Raw genomic sequence first — 11,837 nt, 5'->3', positions numbered from 1 at the left:
GGTGCTGCCGTCATGCCTGTTCGGGGGCCGAGACCACGCGGCCACGTCCCCCGAACAGGGCACGGCATTACGGCGTCAGCGGGGCGACCTGACCACCACTGAGGCGACGGTAGGTGTACACCAGCATCAGCGAGGCGACCGGACCGGAGACCAGGACACCGACGCCGCAGGCGAGGGCGCCGGCGATGGCGATCAGGCCGGCCACCAGCCAGACCAGGATCACCTGCCCGACATTGGCTTTCACGATCTCGATGCTGGCCTTCAGCGAATCGATCGGAGACAGGTTGCGATCAACCAGGATCGGGTGCGCGAACATCGCGAACAGCGCGACGATCAAACCGGGAATCACGCACAACACGTAACCGATACCGACGAGCACACCCACGATGAGCGTCAGGACGATCATCGGGCCGATGTAGCGCGGCTTGAAGAACGACCCGATGGTGGTCGGTTGCCCGTCGGCGATGCCCAGCAGGCCGACGTACTGAGCCGACGAGATGGCGGCCGCGACCACCAGCAGCACGAGGTAACCGAGCACCAGGACGGCAATGCTCGCCGGTCCCAGCGACGTGACGTTGTACGAGTAGCTGAACCCGGCGTCGTCCGCGGAGTAGCTCGACATCGATGTATCAGCCAAGCCAATGGCAGTGAACTCCACGATCGCGGCGATCACACCGACGATGAGGCCGTAGACCAAAACCGACACGATCAGCGGCGCCGGATTCTTGGTGAACTTGTTCCATGCCCAGGACAGCGCGTCGCCGACGCTGAACGGAGCCGCACCACCCGGCGCACCGTACTGGTAACCGGCCGGCGGGTACGCCCCCGGAGGCGGCGGCGCGAAGCCGCCCTGCGGCGGCGGGGGCGGCGGGTAGGCACCACCTGGTGGCGGGGGCGGCGGAGCGTACCCACCTTGCGGCGGCGGGTAGCCGCCCTGCGGCGGCGGGTATCCGCCCGACGGAGGGGGCGGGTAGCCACCCTGCGGCGGCGGCGGGAAACCGCCCTGCGGCGACTGCGGAATGTACTCCGTCGGAGCGCCTCCCGGGGGCGGGGGGAATCCACCCGGCGGCGGCTGCGGAATGTACTCCGTCGGCTGATTGGCGTCCGGCGGAGTGCCGTCCGTCGGTTTGTCCGTCATAGTTCAGTCCCTCTCCGAGAGGATTTGGCGTGACTTCGGTCGCCACGGCACGAGATCAACATCGAACTTCACGAATATACGAACAGCGTGGCACGAACGACGCGCTGTAGACGAAAAACACGCAGACTCCACAACTTGCCGGGTGTTTCGCGTCCCTCCACGTAGCCGAAGGCTATTTCCGCGAGCCGCCCTGAGACAGGAACCCGAGCAGATCGTGCCGGGTCAGGACGCCGACCGGCTTACCGTCGTCGACGACCATCACGGCGTCGACCTCGCGCAGTTCCTTGGCGGCCGCCGACGCCAGCTCGCCGGCACCGATCAGCGGCAGCGGCGGGCTCATGTGCTGCGCCACCGCGTCGGCCAGTTTCGCCCGGCCTTCGAAAACCGCCGAGAGCAGTTCACGTTCGGACACACTGCCGGCAACCTCACCGGCCATGACCGGCGGCTCGGCCCCGACGACCGGCATCTGCGAGACGCCGTACTCGCGCAGGATGCCGATGGCGTCGCGCACCGTCTCCGAGGGGTGGGTGTGCACCAGGTCCGGCAGTCCGCCGGACTTGCCGCGCAGCACGTCGCCGACGGTGTGCTCTTCCGGCGAGCCGTCCAGCCGGGTGCGCAGGAAGCCGTACGACGACATCCACTCGTCGTTGAAAACCTTTGACAGATAACCTCTTCCGCCATCCGGCAGTAGGACGACGACGACCGCTTCGGGCCCCTCGCGCTCGGCGACCTTGATCGCGGCGACCGCGGCCATACCGCACGAGCCGCCGACCAGCAGGGCCTCTTCGCGCGCCAGGCGCCGGGTCATCTCGAACGAATCGGCGTCGGACACCGCGATGATCTCGTCGGGGACGCTGGGGTCGTAGGCCGACGGCCAGAAGTCCTCACCGACACCCTCCACCAGGTACGGCCGGCCGGTGCCGCCGGAGTACACCGAGCCCTCGGGGTCGACGCCGACGACCTTCACCCGGCCGCCAGAGACCTCTTTGAGGTAGCGGCCGGTGCCCGTGATCGTGCCGCCGGTCCCGACGCCCGCCACGAAATGCGTGACCTTGCCGTCGGTGTCGGCCCAGATCTCCGGACCGGTGGTCTCGTAGTGGCTGGCCGGACCGTTCGGGTTGGAGTACTGGTCCGGCTTCCAGGCGCCGTCGATCTCGGTGACCAGTCGGTTGGAGACGCTGTAGTAGCTGTCCGGATGGTCGGGGGCCACGGCCGTCGGGCAGACGACGACGTCGGCGCCGTACGCGCGCAACACATTCTGCTTGTCCTCGCTGACCTTGTCGGGGCAGACGAAGACGCACTTGTAGCCACGCTGCTGCGCGACGATGGCGAGCCCGACACCGGTGTTACCGGAGGTGGGTTCGACGATGGTCCCGCCGGGCTTGAGCAGTCCGGCTTCCTCGGCGGCGTCGATCATCTTGACCGCGATGCGGTCCTTGGCGCTGCCGCCGGGGTTGAGGTATTCGATCTTGGCCGCCACCACCCCCGACCCCGCTGGAACAACCGAGTTCAGTTGGACCAGAGGCGTATTGCCGATGAGCTCACTGACGTGCCTGGCGATGCGCATGGGTACATGTTGTCAGGCCGCACCCGGGTTGCGCATGCCGGATTACCAGGTTGCCTCGCGGATGTACTCGCCGATCTGCTTGAGGGAGCGGTCGGCTTCCTTGACCAGCGGGGCAGCGAGTTGGAACACGTGCATCTGACCGGGCCAGACGTGCACCTCGACCGGCACGCCGCTGGCGGCCAGCATGTGCGCGGCCTTGCGGGCGTCGTTGAGCAACACCTCGGAACCGGACACGTGGATGAGGGTGCGCGGCAGTCCGGGCTCGATGTGGTCGAGCGGTTCGTACACCTCTTCGGGCTTTCCGTCGACGAGGTGGCGCGATGCAGCATGCTCGATGAGTTCGACCAGCGCGTCGAACGCGTGCGCCGGGAACATCGCATCGGACTTCATGTTCGGGTGCTGGGCCCGGCTCTCGTTGTCGATCTCGAACAGTGGCGACATCGTCGTGACCGCGGCCGGCAACTCGCCTTCCTCCTGGAGCTTCTCGGCCAGCGCGAGCGACAGGTAACCGCCGGCCGAATCCCCGGCCAGCACGATCTGATCGGGCTCGTAGCCCTTCAGGCGCAGCCACCGGTACGCGTCGTGGCAATCCTCGAGGGCCTCGCCGATCGAATGCTTCGGAATCATCCGGTAGTCGACGACCAGAACGGGAGCGTCGGCGTACTTCGACAGCGCGCCGACCACGCGACCATGCGTGTGCACGCCACAGGTCAGGAACGCCCCGCCGTGCATGTAGAGGATGACGCTGCGACGGCCGTCAGCCGGCAGCACACCCTTCGCACGAACCAGGTGCGCCGTACAGTTCGGCAAACCGATCGTGGCGCGGACGGTGCCCGGCTCCGGCCTCATGGCCCGGGCGACGAAGTCCACCATTCCCCACGGCCAGGGGGCTTTCGGAACGTAGCTGCCGATGGTCAGAGTTGACTTGATGGCGAGTGTCGCGGCTACCGACATCAACCGTCCGGCCAGGCTCGGACCGTCCTCGACGATCTCTACCGGTGCGCCGTCGCTGACCGGATAGCGGCGTGGTTTCCGCCCCTTAGCAGCACTTATAGCAACACTATGGGTTCTGACAACCCTGCTCGGTGCGGTCATCGCCACCACTCCTACGCCTTTGTAGTTCCGGTGCACTTCGTTATTTACGTCACTTAATAGACAACCCGCGTAACTTAGCTTGCCACCGCTATATAGATCAACAATCAAAGTCGCCGAATTGATGCCCCAGTCGATATGACTACGTAACCCGGCCTCCCGCGGTTCATCGACCTGCGAATCTCGGCAACCGACCTAGACTGAACGCCGTGGGCACACGTGCACCGCGCCGGACGACCATCGCTCTGGCGACCGCAGCCACCATTGCCTCGACGGGGTCGTTCTACGTCGGGGCGCGAAACTTCTTGAGCGGCCAGGCGGCCAAGGCGCGCCGGGTGATCCCCAAATCATGGGAAGTCCCGCCCCGCGCCGACGGCGTCTACAGCCCCGGCGGTGGCCCCGTCGAAAAGTGGCAGCGGGGGGTGCCGTTCGACCTCCACCTGATGATCTTCGGTGACTCCACCGCCACCGGATATGGCTGCCGCGTCGCCGACGAGGTACCCGGCGTGCTCGTCGCCCGCGGGCTCGCGCAGCAATCCGGCAAGCGAATCCGGTTGTCCACCAAGGCCATCGTCGGTGCGACCTCGAAAGGCCTGTCCGGCCAGATCGACGCCATGTTCGTCGCCGGGCCGCCGCCGGACGCCGCGGTCATCATGATCGGGGCCAACGACATCACCGCCGTCAACGGCATCGGGCAGTCGGCCCGCCGTCTCGGCAACGCGGTGCAGCGCCTGTGCGCCAGCGGGGCGGTCGTCGTCGGCACCTGCCCGGACTTCGGCGCCATCGCCGCCATCCCCCAGCCGCTGCGCTTCGTGGCCCGCAACCGGGGCCTGCGTCTCGCCCGCGCGCAGGCCGGTCAGGTCCGGTCACACGGCGGCGTGCCGGTGCCGTTCTCCGACCTGTTGGCACCCGATTTCCTCAAGGCACCCGAGGTGCTCTTCTCCCCGGACATGTTCCACCCGTCGGCCGCCGGATACTCGCTGGCCGCCCAGCAACTGCTGCCCGCCCTGTGTGAAGCGTTGGGCGAGTGGACAACTGAGTCCCCGCCGGCATCCGCGCTGGTCTCGCGGACCGCGGACATGACAAGCCTGCTGGCCCGGCTGGCCGGCGTGGCGCACCTCTGGCGGCGCACGACAGGCGTACCCGCGCCGATCGTCGCTCCTGTCACGGGATAAATTCGCCAGGAAGTATTCCTGGATCCTTAGGAGCCCGTCATGCCCGAAGCCGTCATCGTCTCCACCGCCCGCTCCCCCATCGGCCGTGCCGTCAAGGGCTCGTTGGCCACCATGCGGCCCGACGACCTCGCCGCCCAGATGGTGCGCGCCGCGCTGGACAAGGTGCCCGCGCTCGACCCGCGCGATGTCGCCGACCTGATGATGGGTTGCGGACAGCCCGGCGGTGAGGCCGCCTACAACATCGGCCGCGCCGTGGCCGTCGAGCTCGGCTACGACTTCATGCCGGGCACCACCGTCAACCGCTACTGCTCGTCGTCGCTGCAGACCACCCGCATGGCGTTCCACGCCATCAAGGCCGGCGAGGGTGACGTGTTCATCTCGGCCGGTGTCGAGACCGTGTCGCGCTTCGGCGTCGGCGCTGCCGACGGCGCCCCGAACAGCAAGAACTCGCTGTTCGACGACGCCCAGGCCCGCACCATCAAGCAGGCCGAAGGCGCCACCGAGTGGCACGACCCGCGCGAAGACGGCGTCCTGCCCGACGTCTACATCGCCATGGGCCAGACCGCCGAGAACGTCGTCCTGCACACCGGCATCAGCCGTGAGGACCAGGACCACTGGGGCGTCCGCTCGCAGAACAAGGCCGAGGAAGCCATCAACTCGGGCTTCTTCGAGCGCGAGATCGTCCCGGTCACCCTGCCCGACGGCACCGTCGTCTCCAAGGATGACGGCCCGCGCGCCGGCACCACCTACGAGAAGATCAGCCAGCTGCAGCCGGTGTTCCGCCCGAACGGCACCATCACCGCCGGTAACGCCTGCCCGCTGAACGACGGCGCCGCCGCCCTCGTGATCATGAGCGACGAGAAGGCCAAGGCCCTCGGCCTGACCCCGCTGGCGCGCATCGTCTCGACCGGTGTATCGGGTCTGTCGCCGGAGATCATGGGTCTGGGCCCGATCGAGGCCGTCAAGCAGGCCCTCGGCCGCGCCAACATGGCCATCGGTGACGTCGACCTCTACGAGATCAACGAGGCCTTCGCCGTGCAGGTCCTGGGCTCGGCCCGCGCCCTCGGCATGGACGAGGACCGCCTGAACGTCTCCGGTGGCGCCATCGCCCTCGGCCACCCGTTCGGTATGACCGGCGCCCGCATCACCGCCACGCTGATCAACAACCTGCAGACCCACGACAAGCAGTTCGGCATCGAGACCATGTGTGTCGGTGGTGGCCAGGGTATGGCCATGATCATCGAGCGGCTTTCGTAAGTCCCACAAGCGGCGTCCAGCCGCCTCGCGTTGACCCTGTACTCAGGGCGCATTTGTTCGAGTGGAATGCGCCCCAGGTACAGGGTCAATGTGTTTCTGAGGTTGGCTCTGCGGTGGCGGCGAATTTCTCCGAGTAGCGTGCACCCTCACCGCAGACTCAACCGCGCCATCGCCGACTCTGCGGCCGCGGCGCAAAAGTTCGAGTGGCGTGTGCCCTCACCGCAGGGTCAACGTGCTTCTGTCGCTGGCTCTGCGCTGACGGCGAATTTTTCCGAGTAGCGTGCACCCTCACCGCAGACTGATTGCCGCGCGATTTCGCCGACGCACCGCTAGCTCCCAGGCGCGATTCACCCGGGCCAGAACATCGGGCTTCCGGTGGCCCGCCGCGACCCGAACAACCGTCCACCCGATTCCGGCGATGTACTCACTGCGCACGATGTCATAGCCGAGTTGATCTGCATGCTGTTCCCCGTCGTACTCCACAGCTAGCATCAGGTCTTCCCAGCCCATATCGAGGAAGTACTTGGGACTGCCATCGGGTCCGGGGACAGGAATCTGCGTCTGTGGCCGCGGGAAATCCTCGGCGATCAGCAGCAGTCGGATCCTCGTTTCCTGGGGAGATTGACCACCCGGATCGGAGAGGTCCAGGGCTCGCTCCAGCTGACGAAGCCCCCGGCAGTGTCGATGCTCCCCCGCAAGCCTCAACACCTCGTCGGCAACGAATGCCGTTGCCACACAAAGCGCGTCGAGCCGCGCGACGGCATCGTTGAGTCGCCCGCGGCGTCCCAGGTCGAATGCAGTGCGCAAAGGCGTGGTGATCGGCAGGCCGTCGACGACGTGGACCTCATCAGCAAAAATCAGGTCGTCGCGAGTGACGACGCCATGCGGCGGGCGAGCATTCGCCCAGATCAGTTCGATCGCGGCATCGTCGGGAATCCACTTCGCGCCCAGCAAGCTTGACGCCGCCGAGCCCGCGATCACCGCATCGCGCTGCGACCACAACCACGCGGCGGCAGCGCGCTGGTGCAGAGACGGATCAATTCGCTTGTCCACGTACACGTTCGGCATGATCGCGCGGTAATACCGACGCAGTTCGTAACGGTTGAGGGCCCCCGCTTGCAGCGCCTCGCTGCCGATGAACGGCTGCTTGTCGATGTCCATAGCGGTAACCGTGCAGACGCAGTCCGACACAGTTGGGCGCGTAATCAGCTACCCGAGCCCGCTTGTGGACGACTCCCGAACTGTGGATAACACCCCTGCCGTTCATGCTGCGGCAGCGGCGCAAAAGTTCGAGTAGCCGAGGCCATCAGTGCAGGGTCAACGGATGCCCGCTATTGACCCCGCACCTACGGCGCAAAAGTTCGAGAAACCCACGCCCTCAGTACAGGGTCAACGGCACTCGGCATCCGACCAATAGACTTTCCGCCCAATGATCACCATCGGAACCCCTCTGTCGCCCAGCGCGACCAAGGTAATGCTGCTCGGCTCCGGCGAACTCGGTCGCGAAGTGCTGATCGCGCTGCAGCGCCTGGGCGTCGAGACCATCGCCGTCGACCGCTACCCGAATGCACCGGGACACCAGGTGGCCCACCATGCCCGGACCATCTCGATGACCGATCCCGACCAGCTCAAGGCCCTGATCGAGGCCGAGAAGCCGGACCTCGTGGTGCCGGAGATCGAGGCGATCGCGACGCCGGCGCTGCAGGAACTCGAGGAAGCCGGTGTGGTGCGGGTGATCCCGACCGCGCGGGCCGCCCGCCTGACCATGGACCGCGAGGGCATCCGCCGGCTGGCCGCCGAGGAACTCGGGGTGCCGACCAGCCCGTACAAATTCTGCGACTCGCTGGAGGAACTCCAAGCGGCAATCGAGGACGGCATCGGCTACCCCTGCGTCGTCAAGCCCGTGATGAGCAGTTCGGGCAAGGGTCAGAGCAAGCTCGACGGGCCGGACGACGTCGCGAAGGCCTGGGACTACGCGATGGGCGGGGCCCGCGTCACCAACACCCGGATCATCGTCGAGGGCTTCGTCGACTTCGACTACGAGATCACGCTGTTGACCGTCCGCGCCGTCGGTGCCGATGGTCAGGTCGACACCCAGTTCTGCGAGCCGATCGGGCATCGGCAGGTCGCCGGCGACTACGTGGAAAGCTGGCAGCCGCACCCGATGCCGGCTGCCGCCCTGGCCAACGCGCAGCAGATCGCCCACAAGGTCACCGAAAACCTCGGCGGGCAAGGCGTTTTCGGTGTCGAGCTGTTCGTCAAGGGCGACCAGGTGTGGTTCAGCGAGGTGAGCCCGCGGCCGCACGACACCGGCATGACCACGATGATCACGCAGTGGCAGAACGAATTCGAGCTGCACGCCCGCGCGATCCTCGGCCTACGTGTGGACACGTCGCTGAAGAGTCCGGGCGCCAGTGCGGTGATCTACGGCGGTGTCGAGGCCGAGGGCATCGTCTTCGACGGCGTCGATGAGGCTCTGCGGGTGCCGGGCACCGACATTCGTCTGTTCGGGAAGCCGGAGAGCTTCCGCACCCGCCGGATGGGTGTGGCCCTGGCCCGGGCCGAGGACATCGACACCGCGCGCCGCAACGCTGCCGAAGCGGCCGGCCGGGTCAAACCGCGCGCAGTCTGAGCACGACACGAAGAAGGGGCGCCCGCCGAAGCGGACGCCCCTTCTTTCGGACCAGAGCTAGTCGTTGTTGAAGTAACTCAGCAGTCGCAGGATTTCGACGTACAGCCAGACCAGGGTGACGGTCAGGCCGAGCGCGACGCCCCAGGCGGCCTTCGCCGGAGCACCGGCGCGGATCATCTGGTCCGCGGCGTCGAAGTCGATCAGGAAGCTGAACGCCGCCAAGGCGATGCACACCAGCGAGAAGATGATCGCGATGGTGCCGCCGCTGCGCAGGCCCATGCCGGCGCCGCCGTTGAAGAATCCGATGACCAAGTTGCCGAGCATCAGCGCAAGGACACCGAACATGCCGGCGACGATCATGCGGGTGAACTTCGGGGTGACGCGGATGGCGCCGGTCTTGTAGACGACGAGCATGCCGAAGAACACGCCGAAGGTGCCGAGGATCGCCTGGCCGATCAGGGCACCGGCATTGGCGCCGGACACCGCGAAGTTGGCCATGATGAACGAGAAGGCACCGAGGAACATGCCCTCGAGCACCGCGTAGGTGAGCACGATGCCCGGGTTGTCCTGCTTACGGCCGAACGTGGCGATGAGGACCATCACCAGACCGCCGATGGCACCGATCATGGCGATGGGCCCGGCCAGCGCCAGGTTCGACATGATCGTGAAGTACGAGACGACCGCGCTGACCGACAGCACCGCCAGCGTGATGCCGGTCTTGGTGACGACGTCGTCGATGGTCAGCGGCCGCGAGAAGCCGGCCTGCTGCGGCGGGTATTGGGTGTATGGCTGGGCCATGGTCTGCTGGGCACCATATGCGGCGGCGCCACTACCGAATTGCGCGTATCCGCCCTGCGATTTGGGCAGGGAACGAAATATCGGGTTGCTGCTCTCGCGCACCGTCGGGTTCCTCTCCTGAAGCTTTCGTCCGTCTGCTGACGAACACCCACACAACGTACGGCTTCGGGTGTTGGTTCCCGGCGAGACGGAGAAACTGGGAACTTACTGTGAAACGGTACCTGGTCGGCGCGGCCGGCGCGCAACGATCTAGATTGCTTACCGTGGCGGAAAACGAGGATATCCTAGTAAATGTCGAGAACGGCGTCGGCGTCGTCACGCTGAACCGTCCGAAGGCCATCAATTCGCTCAACTATGCGATGGTCACCGGCCTCGCCGACGCGCTCGACGCCTGGGAGCACGACGACAGCGTGCGCGCGGTCCTCTTGACCGGCGCCGGCGAGCGCGGCCTGTGCGCGGGCGGCGACGTCATCGCGCTCTATCACAGCGCCAAGGCACAAGACGACCAAGCCAGGACGTTCTGGCACGACGAATATGTGCTCAACGCGCACATCGGCCGCTACCCCAAGCCATACGTCTCGCTGATGGACGGCATCGTGATGGGCGGCGGCGTCGGAGTCGGCGCGCACGGCAACATCCGCGTCGTCACCGAGAAGACCAAGCTCGGCATGCCCGAGGTCGGCATCGGCTTCATCCCCGACGTCGGCGGCACGTACCTGCTGTCCCGCGCGCCCGGGCTGATCGGACTGCACGCCGCGCTCACCGGCGCCCCGTTCTCCGGCCCGGACGCCATCGCCCTCGGCTTCGCCGACCATTTCGTCCCGCAGGCTGATCTCGCCGCGTTCAAAGACCTGGTCATCAGCTCCGGCCCCGACGCGGCGCTGGCCAAGTACGCAGTCGAGCCGCCCGCGAGTGAGCTTCTGGCGCAACAGCATTGGATCGACGAGTGCTACGCGGCCGGCACCGTCGCGGAGATTCTGGAGAACCTGCGCAACAGTGCCGAGACGGCCGCCAACGCCGCGGCGGACCTGATCGCCACCCGATCCCCCATCGCGCTGACTGTCACACTGGAGGCTGTGCGCCGCGCCGCGAAACTGCCGACCCTCGAGGACACCCTCATCCAGGAATTCCGAGTGTCGATGGCATCGCACAAATCTCACGATTTCGTCGAGGGCATCCGAGCCCAGCTCGTCGACAAGGACCGTAACCCCCGGTGGTCCCCGGCTAGCCTGTCGGACGTCACCGCCGCCGATGTCGACGCCTACTTCGTCTCCGTCGACCCCGACCTGACTTTCTAGGAGCTTCCTGATGACATTCGAAACCATCCTGGTCACCCGCGACGACCGCGTCGCCACCATCACCTTGAACCGGCCGAAGGCCCTCAACGCCCTCAACAGCCAGGTCATGGCCGAAGTCACCACGGCCGCAGCCGAACTCGACGCCGACCCGGGCATCGGTGCCATCATCATCACCGGCAGCGAGAAGGCCTTCGCCGCGGGCGCCGACATCAAGGAGATGGCGAGCCTGTCGTTCGCCGACGTGTTCTCTCAGGACTTCTTCGCGCTGTGGAACAAGTTCGCCGCGACCCGCACCCCCACCATCGCCGCCGTCGCCGGCTATGCGCTCGGCGGCGGTTGTGAACTGGCCATGATGTGCGACCTGCTGATCGCCGCCGATACCGCCAAATTCGGCCAGCCCGAGATCAAGCTGGGCGTGCTCCCCGGCATGGGCGGCAGCCAGCGGCTGACCCGCGCGGTCGGCAAGGCCAAGGCCATGGACCTGATCCTCACCGGCCGCAACATGGACGCCGAGGAGGCCGAGCGCTGCGGCCTGGTGTCGCGGGTCGTCCCGGCGGACACGCTGCTCGAAGAGGCCAACGCCGTCGCCAAAACCATTGCCGGCATGTCGCTTTCGGCGTCGCGGATGGCCAAGGAGGCCGTCAACCGTGCCTTCGAGAGCACGCTCGCCGAGGGGCTGCTCTACGAGCGCCGCCTGTTCCACTCGGCCTTCGCCACCGACGACCAGACCGAGGGCATGGCGGCGTTCACCGAGAAGCGCGCGCCGAACTTCACGCATCGGTAAAGTCGATCGGTGGCCGACACCGCACAACTGCCTGATCCCGCCGCCGACGACGGCGCCGCTGTCGCGGTAGCCGAGCCGTCGGACGAGGAGTCGTTC

Annotated in this window: 10 protein-coding genes; 5 read left to right on the top strand and 5 right to left on the bottom strand. The window is 66.7% G+C overall.

The window, feature by feature from the left end; all coding sequences use genetic code 11:
* Positions 1 to 67: 67 nt before the first annotated feature.
* The 3 genes from ACWW1C_RS04990 to ACWW1C_RS04980 all read right to left on the bottom strand — a co-directional run bounded on the left by ACWW1C_RS04990 (position 68) and on the right by ACWW1C_RS04980 (position 3,800).
* A complete protein-coding gene (locus ACWW1C_RS04990; protein ID WP_455982416.1) occupies positions 68 to 1,138 on the bottom strand; it encodes a hypothetical protein in 1,071 nt (356 codons plus the stop codon).
* A 172-nt stretch (positions 1,139 to 1,310) separates the two neighbouring features.
* The gene (locus tag ACWW1C_RS04985) at positions 1,311 to 2,705 is read right to left on the bottom strand and encodes a cystathionine beta-synthase (RefSeq protein ID WP_455982415.1); all 1,395 of its coding nucleotides are present in this window, start codon (positions 2,703 to 2,705) and stop codon (positions 1,311 to 1,313) included.
* A 42-nt stretch (positions 2,706 to 2,747) separates the two neighbouring features.
* Positions 2,748 to 3,800 (bottom strand): alpha/beta hydrolase, encoded by a 1,053-nt coding sequence (locus ACWW1C_RS04980; RefSeq protein ID WP_455982414.1) that lies wholly within the window; start codon positions 3,798 to 3,800, stop codon positions 2,748 to 2,750.
* A gap of 206 nt (positions 3,801 to 4,006) precedes the next feature.
* Between ACWW1C_RS04980 and ACWW1C_RS04975 the strand changes: the two genes are divergently transcribed.
* Both ACWW1C_RS04975 and ACWW1C_RS04970 read left to right on the top strand, forming a co-directional pair.
* Positions 4,007 to 4,972 (top strand): SGNH/GDSL hydrolase family protein, encoded by a 966-nt coding sequence (locus tag ACWW1C_RS04975; protein WP_455982413.1) that lies wholly within the window; start codon positions 4,007 to 4,009, stop codon positions 4,970 to 4,972.
* A gap of 39 nt (positions 4,973 to 5,011) precedes the next feature.
* Positions 5,012 to 6,229, top strand: a complete 1,218-nt coding sequence (locus tag ACWW1C_RS04970) for an acetyl-CoA C-acetyltransferase (RefSeq protein WP_455982412.1) — start codon at positions 5,012 to 5,014, stop codon at positions 6,227 to 6,229.
* Between the two features lie 288 nt (positions 6,230 to 6,517).
* On the opposite strand, the gene ACWW1C_RS04965 is transcribed toward ACWW1C_RS04970, so the two are convergent.
* On the bottom strand, positions 6,518 to 7,384 hold the full coding sequence (locus ACWW1C_RS04965) for an endonuclease domain-containing protein (protein WP_455984150.1): 867 nt from the start codon (positions 7,382 to 7,384) through the stop codon (positions 6,518 to 6,520).
* A 274-nt stretch (positions 7,385 to 7,658) separates the two neighbouring features.
* Between ACWW1C_RS04965 and purT the strand changes: the two genes are divergently transcribed.
* The gene (purT, locus tag ACWW1C_RS04960; RefSeq protein WP_455982411.1) at positions 7,659 to 8,861 is read left to right on the top strand and encodes a formate-dependent phosphoribosylglycinamide formyltransferase; all 1,203 of its coding nucleotides are present in this window, start codon (positions 7,659 to 7,661) and stop codon (positions 8,859 to 8,861) included.
* Between the two features lie 57 nt (positions 8,862 to 8,918).
* Here purT and ACWW1C_RS04955 read toward each other — a convergent pair whose 3' ends face one another.
* The gene (locus ACWW1C_RS04955; RefSeq protein WP_455982410.1) at positions 8,919 to 9,761 is read right to left on the bottom strand and encodes a Bax inhibitor-1/YccA family protein; all 843 of its coding nucleotides are present in this window, start codon (positions 9,759 to 9,761) and stop codon (positions 8,919 to 8,921) included.
* Between the two features lie 161 nt (positions 9,762 to 9,922).
* Between ACWW1C_RS04955 and ACWW1C_RS04950 the strand changes: the two genes are divergently transcribed.
* Entirely contained in the window at positions 9,923 to 10,957 is a 1,035-nt protein-coding gene (locus ACWW1C_RS04950; RefSeq protein ID WP_455982409.1) for an enoyl-CoA hydratase/isomerase family protein, read from the top strand.
* Positions 10,958 to 10,967: 10 nt separating this feature from the next.
* Positions 10,968 to 11,741, top strand: a complete 774-nt coding sequence (locus ACWW1C_RS04945) for an enoyl-CoA hydratase (protein WP_455982408.1) — start codon at positions 10,968 to 10,970, stop codon at positions 11,739 to 11,741.
* Positions 11,742 to 11,837: the final 96 nt, after the last annotated feature.

The organism is Mycobacterium sp. HM-7 (assembly GCF_053852335.1).
This window is presented reverse-complemented; position numbering and strand designations above follow the sequence as displayed.

Bases quoted from the DNA above. Each gene is read 5' to 3' on its own strand.
- purT (WP_455982411.1), top strand. From the start codon at position 7,659: ATGATCACCATCGGAACCCCTCTGTCGCCCAGCGCGACCAAGGTAATG.
- ACWW1C_RS04985 (WP_455982415.1), bottom strand. From the start codon at position 2,705: ATGCGCATCGCCAGGCACGTCAGTGAGCTCATCGGCAATACGCCTCTG.
- ACWW1C_RS04945 (WP_455982408.1), top strand. From the start codon at position 10,968: ATGACATTCGAAACCATCCTGGTCACCCGCGACGACCGCGTCGCCACC.
- ACWW1C_RS04970 (WP_455982412.1), top strand. From the start codon at position 5,012: ATGCCCGAAGCCGTCATCGTCTCCACCGCCCGCTCCCCCATCGGCCGT.
- ACWW1C_RS04980 (WP_455982414.1), bottom strand. From the start codon at position 3,800: ATGACCGCACCGAGCAGGGTTGTCAGAACCCATAGTGTTGCTATAAGT.
- ACWW1C_RS04990 (WP_455982416.1), bottom strand. From the start codon at position 1,138: ATGACGGACAAACCGACGGACGGCACTCCGCCGGACGCCAATCAGCCG.